Below are 23,243 nucleotides of genomic sequence, written 5' to 3'. Positions count from 1 at the left end.
CCGCCCTTCCCCGGCCCCGGCACCCGGCCCCGGCTCAGCGCTGCGCGCTCTTCCACCCGCCGTTCCACTCGTACCGCGGGCGCCCCCGGTCCCCGCTGGTGCGGAACGGCTTGCCCTGGTCGTCGACGCGCAGCACGTCGTGCCGCGTGCCGCTGGACCACTCGATCTCCAGGTACCAGCGCACGTCGTGCAGCCGGGTGGCGGCGGTGACGTGGAAGACCTCGCGGTCGTTCTCGCTGACCTTGTACGGGAAGTCGCGCCGCCCGTCCTGGTGCCGGACGCCCGGGGCCGCCTCGTCGAGGTCGACGCGGAACTCCTCGGCGGGCGCCCTGCCGTGGCAGCCGCTGCCCATCCCGAAGGCGCTCCACTCCAGGGGGGCACCGGTGCTCTGTACGCGGACGTTCATGTCCTGGAGGACGACGGTGTCCCTGCCCGTGCCCTGGACGGTGACCTCGACGCGCTGGCGGCCCGCCGAGACGGCGCCGAGGTCGCCGACCCAGCCGGGCCAGTCCTCCTTCAGGGGCCGCTCGGGCACCTCGCCGGCCTTCCGGTTCACCAGGAAGTCCTGGTCGCACGCGTGGTCGTAGGCGTACGGCCTGGTGCGTGCCGTCAGCGGCGCGCCGGAGTCCCCGCCCTCGCCGGGACTCCGGGACGGCGAGGCGCCCCGGTCCGACGGGGTGGCGGCGCCCCCGGCCCGCCGGTCGCCGCCCCGGTCCCCGCCCCGGTCGCTCAGGGCGAGGGCGACGGAGCCCGCCGCGACGACGGCGACGACGACGGCCGCGAGGACGAGGGTGCGGCGCCTGCGGGGCGGGGGCGGGGGCGACGCAGGGGGTACGGGGGCGGGGGCTTCCGGGGCGGGGTGGCGGGGCTGGTCGGGGGCCGGGGGCGGGGCGGAGTGCGGGGTCGGGTGCGGGGCGGTGTGGTGGGGCTCGGCGGGGGCGGTTTCGGGAGTGGCGGGCTCCGGGGCGGCGGGCTCGGGAGTGGTGCCGGGAGTGGCGGGCTCGGGAGGGGTGGGGGCGGCGGTTTCGAGGGTGGTGGGCGTGGCGGGCGTGGTGGACCGGGGCGGGGCGGGCGGCGCGGCCTTGCGGCCCCGGTCCGCGTCCGCCAGGATCCACCGCCGGTGGATCTCCATCAGCTCCTCCGGGGTCACCCCGCACAGCCGGGCGAACCGCTCGACGGGGGCGAAGTCCGTGGGCACCGCGTCCCCGTTGCAGTAGCGGTGCACCGTCGACGCACTCATGTGCAGCCGCTTGGCCAGCACCCCGTAGCTGAGCCCGGACCGCTCCTTGAGCTCCCGCAGCAGCTCCGCGAGCGACGCCATGTCCACCTGCCCCATTCCAGTCACGTGTTCCAGGGGGACGGCATTCCCCCAGGCCAGAGCCGGTGCGGGCGTTCCAGCGTCCCCAACTCCCCGTCACCCGTGGCGACCGGGACAGGACTCCGCGCAAGCTGTGGTCGACCCAGCCCGCCGAATCCGGCACACATTAAGGACCAGCCATGCCCCGCACCGGTTCCCGCATCCTCACCGCCCGCGCCGTCGCGGCCGCCGCCCTCGCCGTCGGCACCCTCTCCCTGGCGGCCTGCTCCGACGGCACCGGCACCCGGGACGAGGGAGCGGCCACGCTCGTGGCCGGGGCGACCACCCAGCACCGCGCGACGCCGGAGCCCAGCGCCGGACGCTCCGCCGACGCCGGCCGGACGGTCACCTGCACGGCGGCCACCACCAAGGTGACGGTGACCAAGGTGACCCGCCCGCTCAACCACCTCCTGATCACCGCCACCAACACCGGCAGCAAGCCCTGCTACGCCTACAACGCGCCCTACCTCCGCTTCGACGACGCCCAGGCGTCCGCCGCCGTCGACCGCGACTCCGTACCGCAGGCGGTCGTCACGCTGGAGCCCGGCCGGTCCGCGTACGCGGGCGTGCGCACCTCGGCGGCCGACGGCAGCGGGACGCACGGCCGCACCGCCCACCGGCTGCGCGTGCACTTCGCCAACCGCGCGATGGACGGCAGCGTCGGCGCCCCGGCCGACCTCAAGCTCCCCGCGGGCGGCGTGTACGTGGACAGCTCGGTCACGACCACCTACTGGCAGGCGACCCGCGAGGACGCCCTGAGCTGGTGACCTCGCGGGAGACGCAGGTCACATCGGCTCCTGTCACAATTTCGTCGGGTCGGTCCGTCATAGCTGTGAAGGACCCCGCACGAACAACGGCACAGGAGCACACCATGGAAGCCCGTTTGAACGTCTTCGCGAGCCCGACCGCGAGCAAGGCCCTGAAGCACCTGACCGCGGTGGGCAAGGTCGTCTCGGACACGGGGCTGCCGGCCGCGACGCAGGAGCTGGTGAAGATCCGCGCGAGCCAGATCAACGGCTGCGGCTTCTGCCTGGACATGCACACCAAGGAGGCGGCCGCGGCCGGCGAGACCTCGACGCGGCTGAACCTGGTCGCCGCGTGGCGCGAGGCGAAGGTCTTCACCGAGGCCGAGCGCGCGGCGCTGGAGCTGACCGAGGAGGGCACCCGCCTCGCCGACGCGGCGGGCGGCGTCCCCGACGACGTGTGGGCCAATGCGGCCAAGCACTTCGACGAGGAGCAGCTCACCGGCCTGGTGACGCTGATCGCCCTCATCAACAGCTTCAACCGGCTGAACGTCATCCTCCAGCAGCCCGCGGGCGACTACCGGCCCGGCCAGTTCGGCTGACCGCCCCCGGCACGGGGAGCTCCCACCGGCTCACACACCTTTTGGTGAGTACCGCACAAAAAAGTCGGTACTTGTCCGCCCCCGGGAGCCGCACGAGGATCGAACGCGTCCCCGACGCAGCGCCCTCGAAGGAGCTCCCCCGTGACCGGCACCACCCGTACGACCGACTCGCCCGGCCCCGTCACCGTCCTCGGTCTCGGCCTGATGGGTTCCGCCCTCGCGTCCGCCCTGGTCGCGGCGGGGCACCCGACGACCGTCTGGAACCGCACCCGGTCCAGAACCGGGCCGCTGGCCGACCGCGGCGCCGTCCCCGCCGGCACCGCACGGGCCGCGATCACCGCGAGCGACCTCGTCGTCGTCTGCCTCACGACCAACGACGCGGTGCGCGCCCTGCTGGCGCCGGAGGCCGACGCGCTCGCCGGGCGCACCCTGGTCAACCTGACCAACGGCACCCCGGACCAGGCGCGGGAGCTCGCGGACTGGGCGGCGGCCCACGGCATCACCTACCTCGACGGCGGCATCATGGCCGTCCCGCAGATGATCGCCACGCCCGGCGCGTACATCTTCTACAGCGGCCGCGACGAGGCCGCGTTCGCGGCGCACCGGCCGACGCTGGCCGCGCTCGCCGACCCCCGGTGGGTCGGCACCGACCCCGGTCACGCCGCGCTGTACGACCTGGCGCTGCTCACCGGGATGTACGGCATGGTCATGGGCGTCTCCCAGGCCTTCGCACTGATCCGCAGCGAGGGCCTGGCGGCCGGTGACCTGGCGCCGCTCCTGGACGACTTCGTCGTCGCGATGACCCGGGGCGTCGTGACGGGCGGCGCCGCGGCCCTCGACTCCGGGCAGCACCTCACGGACGTCTCGAACCTCGCCATGAACCGCGCGGCGTTCGCCAACTTCACCGAGGCGTTCACCCGGCAGGGCCTGCGCACCGAGCTGTTCGACCCGCTGCAGGACCTCCTGGACCGGGCGGTGGAGCAGGGCCACGGCGCCGACGGCCTCTCCCGGCTGGCCCTGCTGCTCACGAAGGACTGACGTCCGCAGGGGGGACCGGCGCGCCGGAAGGACCGGCGCTCAGGGGACCAGGACCACCTTGCCCGTGGTCTGCCGCCGCTCGAGGGCGGCGTGCGCCTCGGCCGCCCGCTCCAGCGGAAACGCCTGGAAGGCGGGCACCAACTGCCCCTTGGCGGCGGCCGCCAGCGCCTCCCGCTCGCGGTCGGGGCCCTTCTCGGGGGCGCCGATCAGCTGCAGCAGCGCGTTGGTGACGGTGATGTCCCGCTCGGCGAGCACCGCGGGGTCGGGCCGGAAGTCCTCCTGCGCGGCCCAGCCGATGACGACGTACCGGCCCCCGTCGGCGATCAGCTCGAAGGCGGCCGCGCCCTTTTCGCCGCTCACACCGTCGAGCACGGCGGTCACCCGCCGCCCGCCGAGCCGCTCGGCGACCTCGCGCTCCCAGCCCGGCCTGTTGTAGTCGACGGCGATGTCGGCGCCGAGCTCCCGCACCGCGTCGACCTTCGCCTGTCCACCGGCCGCGCCGATCACCGTGGCCCCCAGGGCGTGCGCGTACTGCACCACGAGCCGTCCCACGCCCCCGGCGGCGGACGTCACCAGGACCACGTCGTCGGGGCGCAGCCGGGCGGAGTCCAGCAGGCCCATGGTGGTGGCCCCGGTCATCACCATGGTCACCGCGGCCTCGAAGCCGAGCCCGTCCGGGACCTCGTGCGCGGTGTCCGCGTCGGCGACGGTCAGCTCGGCGTACCCGCCGGGGGCCGAGCGCGGGACCACCACGGACCGCCCGAGCCACCCGGGGTCGACGCCGTCGCCCACCGCGTCCACGACGCCGGCGACCTCGCCGCCCAGCACCGCGGGCAGCTCGGGCAGCGGCGGCGCCATGTCGGACGCCTCGCCCTTGCGCATCACGGTCTCGACGAAGTGGACCCCCGCCGCGCGTACCGCGATCCGCACCTGCCCCGGCCCCGCGACGGGGTCGGGCAGGGTCTGGGGGCGCAGGTTCTCGGCGGGACCGAACTGGTGCAGGACAACGGCGCGCATGGGGTGCTCCTCGTTTCGCGGTGACGAACGTCGATGCACCCCACCCTCCGACCTCAACCAAGGTTGAGGTCAAGAGCCGCCGGGCAGCGGATCTCCTTCGCGGGTCAGAGCTGCCGCGCGACCTCGGTCGCCCAGTAGGTGAGGATCATGTTCGCGCCCGCGCGCTTGATCCCCGTCAGCGACTCCATGATCGCCTTGTCCCGGTCGATCCAGCCGCGCTGCGCGGCGGCCTCGATCATCGAGTACTCGCCGCTGATCTGGTACGCCGCCACCGGCACGTCGGACGCGTCGGAGATCCGGGCCAGGACGTCGAGGTAGGGGCCCGCGGGCTTGACCATCACCATGTCGGCGCCCTCTTCGAGGTCGAGCGCCAGCTCCCGCAGGGACTCCCGGCTGTTGGCCGGGTCCTGCTGGTAGGTCTTGCGGTCGCCCTTGAGTGACGAGCCGACGGCCTCGCGGAAGGGGCCGTAGAAGGCCGAGGAGTACTTCGCGGTGTACGCGAGGATCGCGACGTCCTCGTGCCCGGCCTGGTCCAGCGCGTCCCGGATGACGCCGATCTGGCCGTCCATCATGCCGCTCGGGCCGACCACATGGGCGCCCGCGTCGGCCTGGACCTGCGCCATCTCGGCGTACCGCTCCAGGGTCGCGTCGTTGTCCACCCGGCCCCGGTCGTCCAGGACACCGCAGTGCCCGTGGTCGATGGTCTCGTCCAGGCACACGTCCGACATCACGAGGAGGTCGTCGCCGACCTCGGCCCGCACGTCGCGCAGCGCGACCTGCAGGATGCCGTCCGGGTCCGTGCCCGGCGTGCCCAGGGCGTCCTTCTTCGACTCCTCCGGCACACCGAAGAGCATGATCCCCGAGACCCCGGCCGTCACCGCGTCGACCGCGGCCTTCTTCAGGCTGTCGCGGGTGTGCTGGTACACGCCGGGCATCGCCTCGATCCCCACCGGCTCGGTGATCCCCTCGCGCACGAACGCGGGCAGGATCAGGTCGGCCGGGTGCAGGCGCGTCTCGGCCACCATGCGCCGCATGACGGGAGTGGTGCGCAGCCTGCGCGGCCGCGTGCCGGGGAAGGATCCGTACGTCGTCACTGTCTCTCTCACCTCACGCTGTGTCGGACCCGGCACCCGCCGCCGAACCACGAGCGCCGGACGGGCTGGGAAGATCCAGCCTGTCCGGCGCTTGAGGACGAACTCGGCGAAGCCGGTGATTTCACGGTACGCCGTGCGGGCGTCAGGGCGCCGCCCGCCTCCTGCGCGAGCCGGGACGGCGCTCGCTGGGCCGGGTGACCGGGTCCCCCGCCTCCAGGGCCGCGGCGCGCCGCCGGGAACCGAAGTCGGCGAGCGCCTCGGCCAGCTTGTGGACCGACGGCTCGGGCGCCATCACGTCCACCCGCAGCCCGTGCTCCTCCGCGGTCTTCGCGGTGGCGGGGCCGATGCAGGCGATGACGGTCACGTTGTGCGGCTTGCCGGCGATGCCGACGAGGTTGCGCACGGTGGAGGACGAGGTGAACAGGACCGCGTCGAAGCCGCCGCCCTTGATCGCCTCCCGGGTGTCCGCCGGGGGCGGCGAGGCGCGCACCGTCCGGTAGGCGGTGACGTCGTCGACCTCCCAGCCCAGGTCGATGAGACCGGCCACCAGCGTCTCGGTGGCGATGTCCGCGCGCGGCAGGAAGACGCGGTCGATCGGGTCGAAGACCGGGTCGTAGGGCGGCCAGTCCTCCAGGAGTCCGGCGGCCGACTGCTCACCGCTGGGCACCAGGTCCGGCTTGACGCCGAAGGCGACCAGCGCGGCGGCGGTCTGCTCGCCGACGGCCGCGACCTTGATCCCGGCGAAGGCCCGCGCGTCGAGCCCGTACTCCTCGAACTTCTCGCGCACCGCCTTGACGGCGTTGACGGAGGTGAAGGCGATCCACTCGTACCGGCCGGTGACCAGGCCCTTGACCGCGCGCTCCATCTGCTGGGGCGTGCGCGGCGGCTCGACCGCGATGGTCGGGACCTCGTGCGGCACGGCGCCGTAGGAGCGCAGCTGGTCGGAGAGCGAGGCCGCCTGCTCCTTGGTGCGCGGCACGAGGACGCGCCACCCGAAGAGCGGCTTGGACTCGAACCAGGACAGCTGCTCGCGCTGGGCGGCCGAGGAACGCTCGCCGACCACGGCTATGACCGGCTGGCCGCCGTCCGGCGAGGGCAGCACCTTCGCCTGCTTGAGGACCTGCGCGATGGTGCCGAGCGTCGCGGTCCAGGTGCGCTGGCGCGTCGTCGTACCGGCCACGGTCACCGTCATCGGGGTGTCCGGCTTGCGGCCCGCGGCCACCAGCTCGCCGGCCGCGGCGGCCACCGAGTCGAGCGCGGTGGAGACGACGACGGTCCCGTCGGACGCGCCCACCTCGCTCCAGCAGCGGTCGGAGGCGGTCCTGGCGTCGACGAAGCGGACGTCCGTGCCCTGCGCGTCGCGCAGCGGGACACCCGCGTACGCGGGCACACCGACGGCGGCCGCGATGCCGGGCACGACCTCGAAGGGGATGCCCTCGGCGGCGCAGGCGAGCATCTCCTCGGCCGCGTACGTGTCGAGGCCCGGGTCGCCGCTCACCGCACGCACGACCCGCCTGCCGCCCTTGGCGGCCGCCATGACAAGATTGGCGGCAGCTCGGAACGGCGTCGCGTCGGCGGTCATTGACGTGTCGTCAGGTGTCGGCTGGGGTGTGTCCACACCTCCCCTGGCATGCACGCGGACGACGTCGAGCACATCGGGCTCGGCGATCAGCACATCCGCTCGGGCCAGCGCCTCGACGGCGCGCAGGGTCAGCAGTCCCGGATCTCCGGGACCGGCACCGAGGAAGGTGACGTGCCCGTGTGCGGGAAGGCCGGGAAGGTTCGAGGTGGGGCTCAAAGTGCTCGCTCCCCCATCAGACCGGCCGCGCCCTTGGCGAGCATCTCGGCCGCGAGTTCGCGGCCCAGCGCCATGGCTTGGGTCTCCGTCTCGGGCACGGGACCGGTGGTGGACAGCTGCACCAGCGACGAGCCGTCGGTCGTACCGACGACGCCGCGCAGGCGCATTTCCTTGACAATCTGCCCGTCGGCCAGGAGGTCGGCCAGCGCGCCGACGGGCGCGCTGCAACCGGCTTCCAGGGCGGCGAGCAGGGCTCGCTCGGCGGTCACGGCGGCCCGCGTGTACGGGTCGTCGAGCTCGGCGAGCGTGGCGGCGAGTGACGCGTTGTGCGCGGCACACTCGATCGCCAGTGCCCCCTGGCCGGGGGCGGGCAGAACGGTGTCGACCGACAGGAAGTCGGTCACCTCGTCGGCCCTGCCGACGCGGTTGAGTCCGGCGGCGGCCAGCACGACGGCGTCGAGCTCGCCCTGGTGCACGTATCCGATGCGGGTGTCGACGTTCCCGCGGATCGGCACGGTCTCGATGGTCATGCCGTGGCTGCGCGCGTAGGCGTTCAGCTGCGCCATGCGGCGCGGCGAACCGGTGCCGACCCTGGCCCCCTCGGGGAGGTCGGCGAAGGTCAGGCCGTCGCGGGCGATCAGCGCGTCCCGCGGGTCCTCGCGCTCGGGCACGGCGGCGAGGGTGAGCTCGGCCGGCTGCGCGGTGGGCAGGTCCTTGAGGGAGTGGACGGCGAAGTCGACCTCACCTCGGGCCAGCGCCTCGCGCAGGGCGGCGACGAAGACGCCGGTGCCACCGATCTGCGCGAGGTGCTCGCGCGAGGTGTCGCCGTACGTGGTGATCTCCACCAGCTCGACGGGGCGCCCCGTCAACTCCCGGACGGCGTCGGCCACGTGGCCGGACTGGGTCATCGCCAGCTTGCTGCGCCTGGTCCCGAGCCGAAAAGCCCTCTCGGTCATGCCCGGCCTCGATTCGGGTCGTCGTTCTCGTTGTTCATGTGGTCAGCCCTGCTGACCGCCGCGACCGTCTGCGGGTCGAGGTCGAAGAGCGTGCGCAGCGCGTCCGCGTACCCGGCGCCGCCGGGCTCGCTCGCCAGCTGCTTGACCCGCACCGTCGGCGCGTGCAGCAGCTTGTCGACGACGCGGCGCACGGTCTGGGTGATCTCCGCGCGCTGCTTGTCCTCGAGTCCGGGCAGCCGCCCCTCCAGGCGCGCCATCTCACCGGCCACCACGTCGGCGGCCATGGTGCGCAGGGCGACCACGGTCGGCGTGATGTGCGCGGCGCGCTGCGCGGCGCCGAAGGCGGCGACCTCGTCGGAGACGAGGCCCCGCACCTTCTCCACGTCGTCGGCCATCGGGGCGTCCGCGGAGGCCTCGGCGAGCGACTCGATGTCGACGAGGCGCACCCCCTCGACCCGGTGCACGGCGCCGTCGATGTCGCGCGGCATGGCGAGGTCCAGGAGCGCGAGCGGGGCCGTACGCCCGGCCAGCGCGGCCTCCACGGCCGGTGCGGTCAGGACGAGTCCCGTCGCGCCGGTACAGGAGACGACGATGTCGGCACGTGTCAGTTCGGCGGCCACGTCGCCCATGGGCACCGCGCGCGCGAGGACGCCCGTGCCGCCCGGCTCGCCCAGGATCTGCGCGAGGCGCTCGGCCCGCTCCAGGGTGCGGTTGGCGACGACGACCTCCTCGACGCCGGCCCGCGCGAGGGTCGCCGCGGCCAGCGAGGACATCGAGCCCGCGCCGATCACCAGGGTGCGCTTGCCCTTGGCCCAGGCCTCCACCGGCCCGCGCACGGCGAGCTGTTCGAGGCCGAAGGTCACGAGCGACTGCCCGGCCCGGTCGATGCCGGTCTCGGAGTGCGCGCGCTTGCCGACCCTGAGGGCCTGCTGGAAGAGGTCGTTGAGGAGCTTGCCCGCGGTGTGCAGGTCCTGCGCGCGCGCCAGGGCGTCCTTGATCTGCCCGAGGATCTGCCCCTCGCCGACGACCATCGAGTCGAGCCCGCACGCCACCGAGAAGAGGTGGTGGACGGCGCGGTCCTCGTAGTGGACGTACAGATACGGGGTGAGCTCCTCCAGGCCGACGCCGCTGTGCTGGGCGAGCAGCGTGGACAGCTCGGCGACGCCCGCGTGGAACTTGTCCACGTCGGCGTACAGCTCGATGCGGTTGCAGGTGGCGAGCACGGCCGCCTCGGCGGCGGGCTCGGCGGCGAGGGCGTCCTGCAGGAGCTTGGCCTGCGCCTCGGGGGAGAGCGCGGCGCGCTCCAGGACGCTCACCGGGGCGCTGCGGTGACTCAGCCCCACGACCAGGAGACTCATGCCGGCATCACGGCGGGGACGTCCCCGTCGGGTCCCTTGCGCTGCTGCTTGGCCGCCACGGGCGGCACGGGCCCGTCGTGGGCCGCGTCCTCACCGGCCTTGCGCTGCTCGTGGAAGGCGAGGATCTGCAGCTCGATGGAGAGGTCGACCTTGCGCACGTCGACGCCGTCCGGCACGGACAGCACGGTCGGCGCGAAGTTCAGGATGGAGGTCACACCGGCGGCGACGAGCCGCTCGCAGACCTGCTGGGCGGCGCCCGCCGGAGTCGAGATCACGCCGATCGAGACGCCGTTCTCCTCGATGATCTTCTCGAGGTCGTCGGTGTGCTGCACCGGCATGCCCGCGACCGGCGTGCCCGCCATGGCCGGGTCGGCGTCGATGAGCGCGGCGACCCGGAAGCCGCGGGAGGCGAACCCGCCGTAGTTGGCCAGGGCGGCGCCGAGGTTACCGATGCCGACGATGACGACCGGCCAGTCCTGGGTCAGCCCGAGTTCACGGGAGATCTGGTAGACGAGATACTCGACGTCGTACCCGACCCCGCGCGTCCCGTAGGAGCCGAGGTAGGAGAAGTCCTTGCGCAGCTTCGCGGAGTTGACCCCCGCGGCGGCCGCGAGCTCCTCGGAGGAGACCGTGGGCACCGAGCGCTCCGACAGTGCGGTGAGGGCTCGGAGGTACAGCGGAAGCCTGGCGACGGTGGCCTCGGGAATCCCTCGGCTGCGGGTCGCCGGTCGGTGAGTTCGGCCAGTTGCCACGGTGCTCCTGCGGGTAGAGCGGGGCTGCAGGCGGTCACTCGTCCCCAGACCGCCCCGTCGAATGCAGGCTATGTCTTTGTGAACGCGTGCACAAAGATGGTGTCCGATTTGCCCGGCCAACGTGACCGGGGTCACGCACGCCCGGCGCGCGATCGTGGAACCGGCGCGCGGGCACTGTCGTTGCTGCTGCGATGGGGGCAAAACCGCACACTCTCCTCACGATCATCGCCCCCGAGACCAAAACCGCCCCAAAGCGTAGACGACTCCGCGGGCACTTTGGACTGACCGGTCAGTTCCCGTGGGCCTATCCGGCGAGCTCCCGGCGCAGCCGCTCCTCGTCCACGCGCCAGAAGGTGTGCTGCTCCCCGTCCACCAGCACCACGGGGATCTGCTCCCAGTAGGCCTTGTGGAGCTCCTCGTCCCGGGTGATGTCCTTCTTCTCCCAGGGCGCGCCCAGCTCCGCGCAGACCTTCTCGATCACCGACTGTGCGTCATCACACAGATGGCACCCCGGCTTCCCGATCAGGGTGACGAGCCGCTCCTGCGGCTTCTTCTTCTCCGTACGACCGCCGCTACGACGGAAAATGGGGCTCATCCCCCTATTCTCGCGCGGTCGGCGGACACTCCGCGGACGGCCCGTGTCACGGCGCGGACGCGGAGAGTTCACGGGCCCGAATCCTCCCGACTCCGGAACCACCGAACAAACTGGCTATGCTCACGACATGGCCGCTCTCGGATGGCTCACCCCCCGTAGGCGCTCCGCCACGGCGCGGAGCGTGTTGGCAGGCGAGGCCTCGGCTGAGGCAGCGCGCAAGTCCTCCCAGGAGCTGGAGGAGCTCGAAAGCCGCGCCACGCCGGACGCGGTCGACGCGGCGCCCGCGGAACCGGAGTTCCCCGTCGTCGGCGACGACAAGGCCGCCGCCTTCTTCGACCTCGACAACACCGTGATGCAGGGCGCCGCGATCTTCCACTTCGGCCGCGGGCTGTACAAGCGGAAGTTCTTCGAGCGCCAGGAACTGGCCCGATTCGCCTGGCAGCAGGCCTGGTTCAGGCTCGCCGGCGTCGAGGACCCCGAGCACATGCAGGACGCCCGCGACAGCGCCCTGTCCATCGTCAAGGGCCACCGGGTCGCCGAGCTGATGTCCATCGGCGAGGAGATCTACGACGAGTACATGGCCGAGCGCATCTGGCCGGGCACCCGCGCCCTGGCCCAGGCCCACCTGGACGCGGGCCAGAAGGTCTGGCTGGTCACCGCCGCCCCGGTGGAGATCGCCACGGTGATCGCCCGCCGCCTCGGCCTGACCGGCGCCCTCGGCACCGTCGCCGAGTCGGTCGGCGGCGTCTACACCGGCAAGCTCGTGGGCGAGCCCCTGCACGGCCCCGCCAAGGCCGAGGCCGTCCGCGCGCTGGCCGCGGGCGAGGGCCTGGACCTCAGCCGCTGCGCCGCCTACAGCGACTCGCACAACGACATCCCGATGCTCTCGCTCGTCGGACACCCGTACGCGATCAATCCCGACGCCAAACTGCGCAAGCACGCCCGGGAGCGGGACTGGCGGCTGCGCGACTACCGCACGGGCCGCAAGGCCGCGAAGGTCGGCATCCCGGCCGCCGCCGGGGTCGGCGCGCTCGCGGGCGGCGCCGCCGCGGCCGTCGCGCTGCACCGCCGCCGGCACTGAACACCCGTTCCGGCACCCCCCGCACGGCGTGGCGCCGTGCATTCCGTGGGTTCTACCCCGCCCCGTCTCCCGCCAGTCACCCCGGTAGCACTCGGCCACAACACGCACCCGGCCGAGACGGAAAGCGGGCTCATCCGATCAACAACTGGTCACTCTCCGGTGCCTGACCCGGCGTCAATCGGTTACAGAAGCGACGTAATCGATGATTTGAGCAACTGGGTGTAGCGCTGCCTGTACGAAGCGTTATTCTCCTCAGACGCATAAGGGACCCCACGCGTCGCTACGACGGGTGAACGGTCCCGCACTGCACGTGATGGAAGCTCTGCCTCTGGGAGTCCCGTGTACCCACACGTCGGGGTTGACGCCTCGGGCCTGGCTACGCTGCGCGCAACGGTCATCGACCGCTTGCGCGGCTTCGTCCCCACCGCGTACGCCGTCCCCGCCGTCCCCGCTTTCGCCGTCCCCGCACCCGCCGGGCCCTGCTATGCCCTGGCGAACGGCGGTGCGGCAGTCAACAGACGGGCCCGCACCGGCGCCGCGGCCGCCACCTCAGCACCCACCCCCCGCCGTCCCGCCGCGGACAGCGACAGCGCGCGCATGATGGACCTCGTCGAGCGCGCCCAGGCGGGCGAGTCCGACGCCTTCGGCCGCCTCTACGACCAGTACAGCGACACGGTCTACCGCTACATCTACTACCGCGTGGGCGGCAAGGCGACCGCCGAGGACCTCACCAGTGAGACCTTTCTGCGCGCCCTGCGCCGCATCGGCACCTTCACCTGGCAGGGTCGCGACTTCGGCGCCTGGCTGGTCACGATCGCCCGCAACCTGGTCGCCGACCACTTCAAATCGAGCCGTTTCCGCCTCGAAGTGACCACCGGCGAGATGCTCGACGCCAATGAGGTCGAGCGCAGCCCCGAGGACTCCGTCCTGGAGTCCCTCTCGAACGCGGCACTGCTGGAAGCCGTCCGCCGCCTCAATCCCCAGCAGCAGGAATGCGTGACCCTGCGCTTCCTCCAGGGGCTCTCCGTCGCGGAGACCGCGCGGGTCATGGGCAAGAACGAGGGTGCGATCAAGACCCTCCAGTACCGCGCGGTGCGGACGCTCGCCCGGCTGCTGCCCGACGACGCCCGCTAGCCCACCGTGACCCCCGAATCACCTTCCGTGATGCCCAACTCACGTTCCGTGGCGGCCAGATGGTCGCCACGGAATTGTCGCGGTCCGATCATCTTTCGTCCGTAACCCAAGTGCCGCGACGCTCGTTGTGCGGGATGCAGGCTCCCTGTGGTCGCTACCTGGCTGGCTCCGCTCACTCGATCGTGTGGACATGGTCAGGACATGCAACCCTCAGGACCCCCTGGGGAGTCGACCGTCTTGACGAGAGGAGGTGCCGCCAGTGATCGCGAACGTATCGGCCCACCGGCGGGCGAACGCCTTCGCCCAGGCCCTGGAGGAGCATTCCGACCAGGACCCGGCGGCCGAGCAGTCCGAGGACTCCGCGGCACCCGCACCCGCGGCCGTGGAGTCCCCCGAAACCGCGGCCCGTTCCGAACCGACCGAGCAGGGCCGCATGCTGGCCCTGGCGGACGGTCTCGACGCGCTGCCCAAGCCAGCCCTCGATCCCGAGGTCAAGGTCGTCCAGCGCGCCCAGCTCGTGGCCGCGATGGAAGCCATGTTCCTCGAGGGCACCACCCCTTCGGTGCCGGAGCAACGCTCCCGCAAGGGTGCTCACCGAGCGAGCGCCCTGCGGAAGCTGCGTCCGCGCTCCCGTCTCTCCAAGGGCATCGCGGCCGGCGGTCTCACCGTCGGTGTCGCCGCGGGCGCGTTCGGCGGCGTCGCAGCCGCCAGCAACGACGCGCTGCCCGGCGACTCGCTGTACGGCCTCAAGCGGGGCATGGAGGACTTCAAGCGAGGCATGGCCGACGACGACGCCGACCGGGGACGCATCTACCTCGACCAGGCATCGACGCGGCTGAGCGAGGCCCGCAGGCTCATGGAGCGGGGCCGTTCCGGCAGCCTCGACCACGAGTCCCTCGGCGAAGTCAGACGCGCGCTCTCCGGCATGCGGCACGACGCCACCGAGGGCCACCGCCTGCTCCTCGAGGCGTACGAACGCGACGGCTCCCTCGGCCCCATCCAGGCGCTGTCCGCGTTCTCCCGGTCCCACCGCGAGGCGTGGAGCGACCTCAAGGGCCGCCTCCCCGTCCAGCTGGGCGACGTGGGAGAGCAGGTGAACTCCGTCTTCGACGCCATGGACGACGAGGTCGACCCGCTGCGCTCCCTGCTGCCCCGCGCCCCCGAGAAGGGCGGCTCGACCGGCCGGACGTCGCAGAGCCCCAGCGGCTCCGACAGCTCCGACGGCCGGCCCTCCCACCCCTCGGGCAGCGGCAGTTCGCACGGCGGGAGCACGGGCAGCGACAGCAAGCCCAGGCCCTCCACCTCGGACCGGCACGACGACGGCCTCCTCGGCGGCGCCACCGGCGATCTCCTCGACCCACCGGACGAGAAGAAGACCAGTCCCGCGCCCTCGGAGGGCAAGAGCAAGCCCGGCCAGCACAGCACCCCGGCCAAGCCGGACGTCACGCTGCCGCCGCTCCTGCCCGGCCTGCAGCTCCCGGAGCTCGGCATCGACGGCGAGGACGTGAAGTAGGCCCTCGCCGGCCCGCGGCCGGGGGCGCCCTCCACCAGGAGGACGCCCCCGGTCGCACACGCATGCCCAGCCGCACACGCATGCCCAGCCGCTAGAAGAACACCGACCGCCGCTGCACCAGCAGCTTGTACAGCGAGTGCTGGATCTGCTCGCGCACCTGGTCGGTCAGGTTGAACATCAGCATCGGGTCCTCCGCCGCCTCCGGCGGATAGCCGTCCGTCGGGATCGGCTCACCGAACTGGATCGTCCACTTCGTCGGCAGCGGCACCGCACCCAGCGGTCCCAGCCACGGGAAGGTGGGCGTGATCGGGAAGTACGGGAAGCCGAGGACCCGGGCCAGCGTCTTCGCGTTGCCGATCATCGGGTAGATCTCCTCCGCCCCGACGATCGAGCAGGGCACGATCGGCGACCCGGTCCGCAGCGCCGTCGACACGAAGCCGCCGCGGCCGAACCGCTGCAGCTTGTAGCGCTCGCTGAAGGGCTTCCCGATGCCCTTGAAGCCCTCCGGCATCACCCCGACCAGCTCGCCGCGTTCCAGGAGCCGCTCCGCGTCCTCCGCGCAGGCCAGGGTGTGCCCGGCCTTGCGGGCCAGTTCGTTGACCACCGGCAGCATGAAGACCAGGTCGGCGGCGAGCAGCCGCAGGTGCCGGCCCTGGGGGTGGTTGTCGTGCACCGCGACCTGCATCATCAGGCCGTCCAGCGGGAGCGTCCCGGAGTGGTTGGCGACGATCAGCGCCCCGCCGTCGGCGGGGATGTTCTCGATGCCCTTCACCTCGACCCGGAAGTACTTCTCGTAGACGGGCCGCAGCAGCGACATCAGGACCTGGTCGGTGAGCTCCTCGTCGTAACCGAAGTCGTCGACCTCGTACTCACCGGTCAGCCGCCGCCGCAGGAAGGCCAGGCCGCCCGCGACGCGCCGGTCCCAGCCGCCGCCCGGCTGCGGGGCCGGACGCGGCTGCTGCCGCGGTCCGGCGCCCTGCGGCGCCTCCTGGGGCGGGCCCTCCTGCTGCCCCGGCAGCGCCTTGACCCCGGCCACCGGATCGCCCGGGCGCCGCGGCGCGGACCTGCGGCGCCCCGGGCGCTGCGCGCTCCCGCGCGAGCGGTCGTCGTCGAACGGAATGACCTTGGCGTCCGCCATCGTTGACGCTCTCCTCAGTTGGCGCTCTGGTTGCCGCCCGCGAGGGGCAGCGCGGCGATCCGGTCGACTGCGCCCGCGAGGGCGCCTGGTGGCAGCAGCCCGGGGCCCCGGCTGCGCACGAAGTCCGCGAAGGTCTGCTCGGTCGTGCACTTCGGCCTGAACCCCAGTGTCTCGCGCATCTGCCGGGTGGCCACGACCCGGCCGTGCGTGAGGAGCCTGATCTGCTCGGGCGAGAAGTCGGTCATGCCGAGCGTGCGCAGCGCCGAGCCGACCCAGGTGACGGCCGGCAGGAGCACGGGCACGGTGGGGCGGCCGAGCCGCCGCGCGCACTGCGAGAGCAGCAGCTGGCCGTCGCCCGCGATGTTGAACGTGCCGCTGTTGAGGGTGCCGCGCGCCGGTTCGTGCGAGGCGAGGCGCAGCACCTCCACCGCGTCGTCCTCGTGCACGAACTGCAGGCGCGGGTCGTAGCCGAAGACGGTCGGCAGCATCGGCAGCGAGAAGTACTCGGCGAGCGGCGAATCCGCGGCCGGGCCGAGGATGTTCGCGAAGCGCAGCACGCACACGGCGACGTCGGGGCGGCGCCGCGCGAAGCCGCGCACATAGCCCTCGACCTCGACGGTGTCCTTGGCGAAGCCACCGCTGGGCAGCGACTTGGGCGGCGTGGTCTCGGTGAAGACGGCCGGGTCCTTGGGCGCCGAGCCGTACACGCTGGTGCTCGACTTCACCACGAGCCGCTTGATCGTCGGCGACTTCTGGCAGGCACCGAGGAGCTGCATGGTGCCGATGACGTTGGTCTCCTTGACCGAGCCGCGGCTGCCACTGGCCAGCGCGGTGGCCGTCACGTCCATGTGCACGACGGTGTCCACGCCGTGTTCGGCGAGCACCCGCGCGATGGTGGGCTGGCGGATGTCGGCCTGGACGAAGTCGGCGCCGCCGAGATGGTGCTCGGGTGGGACCGCGTCGACGGCGACCACCCGGTCGACGTCCGGGTCGCGCTGGACGCGCCGGACGAACCGTCCGCCCAGCTGTCGGGCCACTCCGGTCACGAGCACGACCTTGCCCAAGATCAGCGCCTGCCTTTCCCCAACCCTCGCCGCGCCACCGTCGGCTGTGTCCCGGCCCACGCTAGCGGGTGGACGTTGCGCTGTGATGTCCGTGGGTCCAGAGACGGCCGAAAACACCGAAGCCCTCCCGCCGGATGACGGGAGGGCTTCGGAACGCGCTGTTGCAGCGGCCGCTTACTTCTTGTTGCGACGCTGAACGCGAGTGCGCTTCAGCAGCTTGCGGTGCTTCTTCTTGGCCATCCGCTTACGCCGCTTCTTGATTACAGAGCCCACGACTACCCTCGCTCACTTCTCTTCACTCGGTGCGGGGCAGCAGACTGGGCCCACACGACCTACGTCGGCCTAGCCTACCCGTCCCGGCGTGAGGGACGTAATCGAGGGGCCGTGGCCCCTGCGCGACGGGCCCTGGGGCCCCTCGCTCAGCCTGCTTCGACCCCCACATACGACTCGCGGAGGTACTCGTGAACCGCCTGCTCCGGGACCCGGAAGGACCTTCCGACCCGGATGGCGGGCAGATGACCGCTGTGCACCAGCCGGTACACGGTCATCTTGGACACTCGCATCACCGAGGCGACTTCCGCCACGGTCAGAAACTGAACCTCGTTCAGCGGCCTCTGGTCTGCAGCCATGACACCCCACCTGAACCTTCCGCACATGACGGGCACACCGGCTTCCCCTTCCGGTGACTCTTCGTCGCTGCGCGCTCACTCCCCAGACTAGGGGCGGATGGTGCGAGTGGGGAAGAGGAGCAGCCATCGGCCGCCTACTGTGACAGACACGCTCGATTGAGTACATAGCGAGTAAGCGGTCGGTAGTAATCAGACCGCACAGCGTCATCAAGCGGAACGACGACGGACACCCGCCCCTCGGCCTCTCCGACGAACAGCGCGGGATCGTCCGTATCCGCCAGACCGATCGCCTCAAACCCCAGCTGACCTGCTCCGCAGACCCACCCGTGGTCCCCCACGACAAGCTCGGGAAGCGGCCCGCCGGCCTCCGCCGCGGCATCCAGGGCGGCCCGAATCGGCAGGGGTGAATGGGTGTGTGCGCCGGTCTCACTCCCGGTGGGACGCACGCCGGGTTCGCGCACCAGCGCGACTCCTTGTACGTAGTCAAGGTTGTACGTGCGTAGGCCGAACCGGGTCGTTATGTCGACACTGCTGCCCTGCGCCGGGGTGAGGACGGGACATCCCGCCGCCGACAATGCGTCCGCCAACGCGGCGTAGAAGCCCAGTAACCGGTGCGGGTGTCCGGTCCCGAAGAGTACGGGAAGTCGTCGCCGGGCGGCATGCGACAGACGCTCCGCGAACGCGTCCAGCGCCGTCAACGTCCGCTCCGGATCGATGACATCGGCCCCCGAGGTGTGCCGCGGGTCGGCGGACACCCCGCACTTGTCGGACATCAGGCGCAGCAGATCGCCGGCCCCCCAGCTCCACTCCGGGTCGAGCCCGAGGAGTATCCGGGGGTCCCGGGCCGCGAAGAGGCGATAACTCCGCAGGCTCTCCTCACGCGAGGTGGCCACGGGCCCGGCCAGCCGGGCCGCCAACAGATGCGCACGCAGCGCTCCGGTGCTCAACACGCTGCCGATGCTGGCGCATGCACACCGACAGGTCCGCCAAAACCCCGGAAAACCCCCACAGTTGGGCTAACGCGGCCATAATCCGACGGGCCCCGGGGGCAGGGACCCGAAGGACACGCCCTTCCTACGCCAGCAGTCCCCGCAGCGGGAACGCCGCCCGGCGGGCGGCCAGCACGGCCTGGTCGAGCCGGTCCGCGGGGTCGTACCCCGACTCCCAGCCGGAGAAGTCCACCGGCCACCGCCCGTCCGTCATCCGCTGCGGGCCCAACTGCCGGGTGCGTGCGTACACTTCCTGCCGCCACGCCTCGGGGATCGTCGCCGTCGGCTCCACGGGCCGCCCCGCGGCGATGCCCACGAGGTGCGTCCAGGACCTCGGGACCACGTCCACCACCGCGTATCCCCCGCCGCCCAGCGCGACCCACCGCCCGTCGGCGTGCTCGTGCGCCAGGTCGTGACAGGCGACCTGCACGGCCCGCTGCGCGTCCAGCGAGACGGCGAGGTGCGCGAGCGGGTCCTCGAAGTGCGTGTCCGCCCCGTGCTGCGTCACCAGGACCTGCGGCCGGAACTCGGCGAGCAGCTCGGGCACCACGGCGTGGAAGGCCCGCACCCAGCCCGCGTCCCCGGTCCCCGCGGGCAGCGCGACATTCACCGCGGACCCCTCGGCCGTGCCGTCCGCCCCGGTCTCCTCGGGCCAGCCGGTCTGCGGGAAGAGCGTCCGCGGATGCTCGTGGAGGGAGATCGTCAGGACCCGCGGGTCCTCCCAGAACGCGGCCTGCACGCCGTCCCCGTGGTGCACGTCGACGTCGACGTACGCCACCCGCTCGGCGCCGAGCTCGAGCAGGCGCGCCACGGCCAGCGCCGCGTCGTTGTAGATGCAGAACCCGGAGGCGGCCCCGGGCATCGCGTGGTGCAGCCCGCCCGCGAAGTTCACCGCGTGCAGCGCGTCCCCGCGCCACACCGCCTCGGCCGCGCCCACGGACTGGCCGGCGATCAGCGCCGACACGTCGTGCATGCCGGCGAAGGCCGGATCGTCCTCCGTGCCGAGGCCGTACTCCCCGCGCGCGGCGGCGGGGTCGAGGGACGCGGCCTTCACCGCGTCCACGTAGTCCGCGCGGTGCACGAGCCGGAGCGTCGAGTCACCGGCGCGCTTGGCCGCGACCACGTCGAGCTCCCGGTCGAGCCCGAAGGCGCCGACCAGACTTCGGGTCAGCCCGAGCCTGACCGGGTCCATCGGGTGACCCGGACCGAAGTCATAGCCCGTTACTGCCTCGTCCCACATCAGCTGTGCGCGGCCGCTCATGACCGTCACCGTACCCGTCCGCTCCCGGGGCGAAGGAACGGGCGTACAACAAGGTCAGAAGCACCAACACCAGAGGAACGACCATGGCGCCCCGGTAGTTCCACGCGTCCCCCAGCGCCCCCACCAACGGCGAACCGATCAGGAAACCCACGTAGTTGAAGACGTTCAGGCGCGCGACGGCCGCGTCCGAGGCCCCCGGGAACAGCCGTCCCGCCGCGGCGAACGTCTGCGGAACCACCACGCACAACCCCAGACCCAGCACCGTGAACCCGCCGATCCCGACCCACGCCCCCGGCGCCAGCGCCACGACCGCGAACCCCAGCGCCGCCACCACCGACCCGGCCCGCACCACCGCCACGGCCCCGAACCGCCGCACCCCCAGATCCCCCAGCCCGCGCCCCACCAACGTCATGACCATGTAGACGTTGTACGGAACGGTCGAGACCTCCTCCGAACTGCCCAGCACGTCCTGGAGGTACTTGGCGCTCCAGTTCGAGACCGTCGAGTCGCCGATGTACGCGAAGGTCATCACCAGGCACAGCGGCAGCAGCATCGTGAAGACGAGACCACCACCGTCCCCCGCGGCCCCCGTACCTGTTCGCTCCACCGGGGCGTCGACGTACCACCGAGACCCCACCAGCGCGGCCGGCAACAGCACCGCCACCACCGGCAGATACGAGACGAACAGCGAGAGATCCCAGTGCGCCCCCGCCCACGCCAGCGAGGCCCCCACGATCCCGCCCAGGCTGTACGCGGCGTGAAAACCGAGCATGATGCTGCGCCCGTACGCCCGCTGCAGGCTCACCCCGAGCATGTTCATGGACGCGTCCAGCGCCCCCACCGCGAGCCCGAACGCCCCCAGCGACACCGCCACTTGCCACAGCGCGTCGCCCGCCCCCACCCCGAGCAGCGCCAGCAGCACCACCGGCTGCGACCACCGCAGCACCGCACTCGGCGGCACCCGCCTGACCAACTGCTCGGTGCCCACACTGCCCACCCCGGCCAGGACGGGCACCGCGGCCAGGAACACGGGAAGCAGTCCGTCGGATATCCCGTAGCGGTCCTGGATGGCCGGAATCCGCGTCACGAGCAGGGCGAAGGTCGCTCCCTGCACCAGGAAGGCGAACGCCAGCGAGGCCCTGCCGCGCCGCAGCTCTTCGGTCATGGCTGCAGAGCGTAGGGCCCCGGTCTACCCGTGGGTAGATGGATCACTCGACCAATTTCACCGACCGGCGACACCCTTGCCGCCCGTCGCGTCCCCGACCGCACCGCGGACCATCTCCTCCATCGGCCCGACGGCCAGGCCACCACTGACCAGCACGGCCCCCGTGATCGCCACCGCCGCGACGGCACCGCCGAGCCACACCATCGTGTCCACGGGCAGCGTGTACGCCCCCACGACCCGCACCAGCGCCTCTCCGAAGAGCGCGACTCCCCACACGACCGAGAACGTCCGCTCCCGCCGCACGAACCGCCGCTCGGCGCTCAGCCGCTCCCAGGCCGCGTCGCGCGCCGCGTTCCCCTTGGTGACCCAGGGCTTGAGCGCCGCGGTCATCAGCGGCCGTCCGGCCACCACGGACGCCAGCACGGCGAGCCCGACGGTCGCGGTGATCCCGCTGTCCTTGGCCAGCATCAGCCGCGGGTCCCCGGCCACGAGGCTCAGCAGCAGCCCCACGACGTTGGCGGTCAGGATCAGCGCCGCGAGCCCGTTGATCCGCCGCTCCCGCACCAGGCCCCACGCCGTGCGCCCGGCCGGCACCACACTGCTCCAGGCCAGCGCTGCCAGCGTGCCCATGTCGAAGCCCTTGCTGAGCAGGTAGTACAGGGCGGTGGGCAGCACCGCGTCCAGCAGCAGCGGCTGCAGCGAACCGCCCCGGGCACCGCCCGGGTCCGCGGGCGAGGTGGTGGACACGGAGGCGGCATCGGCGGCGTTCGGGGCGGGGGCCTCGGTGACGAGCTGGCTCATGAGCGGTTCCTCCGTGACGGTGTGCGTGGACTTCCTCGCGACACCCTCAGCTTCCCGCCGGGCCCCCCGCCGCCGACAGGAACGATCGTCCGGACCTGGCCGTGACAAATGTCAGTGGCCCGCCTCCGCACACGTCATACGAGCAGGTCAGCCAACTCCCGCAGATCCCCGACGAGTTCGGCCCCCACGAGCCGCTCGGCGGGAGTCATGGCGGTGAACCCGTACACGTCCATCCCGGCGGCCACCGCGGCCCGCACGCCCAGCGGACTGTCCTCGACGACGACGCACCGGCCGGGCGCCACCCCCATCCGCTCGGCGGCGTACAGGAACAGGTCGGGTGCCGGCTTGCCCCGCCCGACGTCCTGCGCGCTGAAGATCCGGTCGTCGTCGAACCACTTGTCGAGTCCGGTCCTGCGGTGCCCGACCCGGATCCGCTCGTGGCTCCCGGACGACGCCAGGCAGTAGGGGACCCCTTCCGCGGACAGCTTCTCCAGGAGCTCGATGGCCCCGTCCACCGGCTGCAGCTCCCGCTCGAAGGCGGCGAACACGCGCGCGTGCAGGACGTCGTCGAAGTCCGCGGGAAGCCGCTGCCCGCTCCGCTCGAAGACCAGGTCGTGTACGCGGTGGACCGCGGCGCCCATGTAGTCGCGCAGGGAGTCCTCGTAGGAGGTCGGGTGCCCGAGCTCGGTCAGATAGCCGGAGAGGATCGTGTTGGAGAGCGGCTCACTGTCCACGAGGACGCCGTCATTGTCGAAGATGACCAGGTCGTAGCGCATATGTCGACCCTAATCCGTCCCCTCGGCCCGCTCGGCGATCCCCTTCCGCGGAAATGCCCCGGAACGCAGAAAACCCCCGCACCATAAGGTGCGGGGGTTTCCCGACTAAAAGGAGTTCGGCGGCGTCCTACTCTCCCACAGGGTCCCCCCTGCAGTACCATCGGCGCTATGAGGCTTAGCTTCCGGGTTCGGAATGTAACCGGGCGTTTCCCTCATGCTATGACCACCGAAACACTATGAAACTGACAACCGCACCACACCGTGACCATGGCATGGGGTTGTTCGTGGTTTCAGAACCAACACAGTGGACGCGAGCAACTGAGGACAAGCCCTCGGCCTATTAGTACCAGTCACCTCCACCCGTTACCGGGCTTCCAGATCT

General features: G+C 72.1%; 23 protein-coding genes and 1 rRNA gene. 6 read left to right on the top strand and 18 right to left on the bottom strand.

Features of this window, described 5'->3' with window-relative positions:
* Positions 1-34: 34 nt before the first annotated feature.
* A complete protein-coding gene (locus ACFYXE_RS00120) occupies positions 35-1,321 on the bottom strand; it encodes a helix-turn-helix domain-containing protein (protein ID WP_389307505.1) in 1,287 nt (428 codons plus the stop codon).
* Between the two features lie 176 nt (positions 1,322-1,497).
* Here ACFYXE_RS00120 and ACFYXE_RS00115 point away from each other — a divergent pair, with 176 nt between their 5' ends.
* The 3 genes from ACFYXE_RS00115 to ACFYXE_RS00105 all read left to right on the top strand — a co-directional run bounded on the left by ACFYXE_RS00115 (position 1,498) and on the right by ACFYXE_RS00105 (position 3,740).
* Positions 1,498-2,124 (top strand): DUF4232 domain-containing protein, encoded by a 627-nt coding sequence (locus ACFYXE_RS00115; protein ID WP_389307503.1) that lies wholly within the window; start codon positions 1,498-1,500, stop codon positions 2,122-2,124.
* A gap of 104 nt (positions 2,125-2,228) precedes the next feature.
* The gene (locus ACFYXE_RS00110; RefSeq protein ID WP_389307501.1) at positions 2,229-2,702 is read left to right on the top strand and encodes a carboxymuconolactone decarboxylase family protein; all 474 of its coding nucleotides are present in this window, start codon (positions 2,229-2,231) and stop codon (positions 2,700-2,702) included.
* Between the two features lie 141 nt (positions 2,703-2,843).
* On the top strand, positions 2,844-3,740 hold the full coding sequence (locus ACFYXE_RS00105) for an NAD(P)-binding domain-containing protein (RefSeq protein ID WP_361170050.1): 897 nt from the start codon (positions 2,844-2,846) through the stop codon (positions 3,738-3,740).
* Between the two features lie 39 nt (positions 3,741-3,779).
* On the opposite strand, the gene ACFYXE_RS00100 is transcribed toward ACFYXE_RS00105, so the two are convergent.
* From ACFYXE_RS00100 to ACFYXE_RS00070, 7 genes are all read right to left on the bottom strand, one after another.
* Positions 3,780-4,757: a zinc-binding dehydrogenase gene (locus ACFYXE_RS00100; RefSeq protein ID WP_389307498.1), complete on the bottom strand. Its 978-nt coding sequence runs from the start codon at positions 4,755-4,757 to the stop codon at positions 3,780-3,782.
* Between the two features lie 104 nt (positions 4,758-4,861).
* Complete coding sequence (hemB, locus tag ACFYXE_RS00095; protein ID WP_389309414.1) at positions 4,862-5,851, bottom strand: porphobilinogen synthase; 990 nt, start codon at positions 5,849-5,851, stop codon at positions 4,862-4,864.
* Positions 5,852-5,993: 142 nt separating this feature from the next.
* On the bottom strand, positions 5,994-7,649 hold the full coding sequence (locus ACFYXE_RS00090; RefSeq protein WP_361170041.1) for a uroporphyrinogen-III synthase: 1,656 nt from the start codon (positions 7,647-7,649) through the stop codon (positions 5,994-5,996).
* The gene (gene hemC, locus ACFYXE_RS00085; RefSeq protein ID WP_361170038.1) at positions 7,646-8,605 is read right to left on the bottom strand and encodes a hydroxymethylbilane synthase; all 960 of its coding nucleotides are present in this window, start codon (positions 8,603-8,605) and stop codon (positions 7,646-7,648) included. Before hemC ends, ACFYXE_RS00090 begins: the two co-directional genes overlap by 4 nt.
* Positions 8,602-9,963: a glutamyl-tRNA reductase gene (locus ACFYXE_RS00080; RefSeq protein WP_361170035.1), complete on the bottom strand. Its 1,362-nt coding sequence runs from the start codon at positions 9,961-9,963 to the stop codon at positions 8,602-8,604. The genes hemC and ACFYXE_RS00080 overlap by 4 nt, the downstream gene beginning before the upstream one ends.
* A complete protein-coding gene (locus ACFYXE_RS00075) occupies positions 9,960-10,715 on the bottom strand; it encodes a redox-sensing transcriptional repressor Rex (protein ID WP_389307495.1) in 756 nt (251 codons plus the stop codon). Before ACFYXE_RS00075 ends, ACFYXE_RS00080 begins: the two co-directional genes overlap by 4 nt.
* 304 nt (positions 10,716-11,019) lie before the next feature.
* The gene (locus ACFYXE_RS00070; protein WP_389307493.1) at positions 11,020-11,310 is read right to left on the bottom strand and encodes a glutaredoxin family protein; all 291 of its coding nucleotides are present in this window, start codon (positions 11,308-11,310) and stop codon (positions 11,020-11,022) included.
* Positions 11,311-11,437: 127 nt separating this feature from the next.
* Here ACFYXE_RS00070 and ACFYXE_RS00065 point away from each other — a divergent pair, with 127 nt between their 5' ends.
* From ACFYXE_RS00065 to ACFYXE_RS00055, 3 genes are all read left to right on the top strand, one after another.
* Positions 11,438-12,391, top strand: a complete 954-nt coding sequence (locus tag ACFYXE_RS00065) for an HAD-IB family hydrolase (protein WP_361170026.1) — start codon at positions 11,438-11,440, stop codon at positions 12,389-12,391.
* A 339-nt stretch (positions 12,392-12,730) separates the two neighbouring features.
* The gene (locus tag ACFYXE_RS00060) at positions 12,731-13,525 is read left to right on the top strand and encodes an ECF subfamily RNA polymerase sigma factor, BldN family (protein ID WP_389307491.1); all 795 of its coding nucleotides are present in this window, start codon (positions 12,731-12,733) and stop codon (positions 13,523-13,525) included.
* 259 nt (positions 13,526-13,784) lie between these two features.
* A complete protein-coding gene (locus ACFYXE_RS00055) occupies positions 13,785-15,038 on the top strand; it encodes a DUF5667 domain-containing protein (protein WP_361170020.1) in 1,254 nt (417 codons plus the stop codon).
* A 91-nt stretch (positions 15,039-15,129) separates the two neighbouring features.
* Here the strand turns inward: ACFYXE_RS00055 and ACFYXE_RS00050 are convergent, their stop codons facing one another.
* From ACFYXE_RS00050 to rrf, 10 genes are all read right to left on the bottom strand, one after another.
* The gene (locus tag ACFYXE_RS00050) at positions 15,130-16,176 is read right to left on the bottom strand and encodes a 1-acyl-sn-glycerol-3-phosphate acyltransferase (protein ID WP_389307488.1); all 1,047 of its coding nucleotides are present in this window, start codon (positions 16,174-16,176) and stop codon (positions 15,130-15,132) included.
* A 14-nt stretch (positions 16,177-16,190) separates the two neighbouring features.
* Positions 16,191-17,240, bottom strand: coding sequence for an NAD-dependent epimerase/dehydratase family protein (locus tag ACFYXE_RS00045; protein WP_389307486.1), 1,050 nt, complete (start codon positions 17,238-17,240; stop codon positions 16,191-16,193).
* Positions 17,241-17,414: 174 nt separating this feature from the next.
* On the bottom strand, positions 17,415-17,513 hold the full coding sequence (locus tag ACFYXE_RS00040; protein WP_003948845.1) for a 30S ribosomal protein bS22: 99 nt from the start codon (positions 17,511-17,513) through the stop codon (positions 17,415-17,417).
* A 146-nt stretch (positions 17,514-17,659) separates the two neighbouring features.
* A complete protein-coding gene (locus ACFYXE_RS00035) occupies positions 17,660-17,869 on the bottom strand; it encodes a helix-turn-helix domain-containing protein (RefSeq protein ID WP_157869005.1) in 210 nt (69 codons plus the stop codon).
* Positions 17,870-18,003: 134 nt separating this feature from the next.
* Positions 18,004-18,819: a phosphatase gene (locus tag ACFYXE_RS00030; protein ID WP_389307483.1), complete on the bottom strand. Its 816-nt coding sequence runs from the start codon at positions 18,817-18,819 to the stop codon at positions 18,004-18,006.
* 124 nt (positions 18,820-18,943) lie between these two features.
* Positions 18,944-20,119 (bottom strand): acetoin utilization protein AcuC, encoded by a 1,176-nt coding sequence (locus ACFYXE_RS00025; RefSeq protein ID WP_389307481.1) that lies wholly within the window; start codon positions 20,117-20,119, stop codon positions 18,944-18,946.
* Positions 20,070-21,284 carry an MFS transporter gene (locus ACFYXE_RS00020; protein WP_389307479.1) on the bottom strand — a complete coding sequence of 405 codons (1,215 nt, stop codon included), beginning with the start codon at positions 21,282-21,284 and terminating at the stop codon, positions 20,070-20,072. Before ACFYXE_RS00020 ends, ACFYXE_RS00025 begins: the two co-directional genes overlap by 50 nt.
* Before the next feature lie 57 nt (positions 21,285-21,341).
* Positions 21,342-22,085: a VC0807 family protein gene (locus ACFYXE_RS00015; protein ID WP_389307477.1), complete on the bottom strand. Its 744-nt coding sequence runs from the start codon at positions 22,083-22,085 to the stop codon at positions 21,342-21,344.
* A 134-nt stretch (positions 22,086-22,219) separates the two neighbouring features.
* Positions 22,220-22,861 carry an HAD family hydrolase gene (locus tag ACFYXE_RS00010; protein ID WP_389307475.1) on the bottom strand — a complete coding sequence of 214 codons (642 nt, stop codon included), beginning with the start codon at positions 22,859-22,861 and terminating at the stop codon, positions 22,220-22,222.
* A 114-nt stretch (positions 22,862-22,975) separates the two neighbouring features.
* Positions 22,976-23,092: ribosomal RNA gene (gene rrf, locus ACFYXE_RS00005) — 5S ribosomal RNA — on the bottom strand.
* Positions 23,093-23,243: the final 151 nt, after the last annotated feature.

Source organism: Streptomyces sp. NPDC002564, assembly GCF_042889645.1.
GTDB lineage: Bacteria > Actinomycetota > Actinomycetes > Streptomycetales > Streptomycetaceae > Streptomyces.
This window is presented reverse-complemented; position numbering and strand designations above follow the sequence as displayed.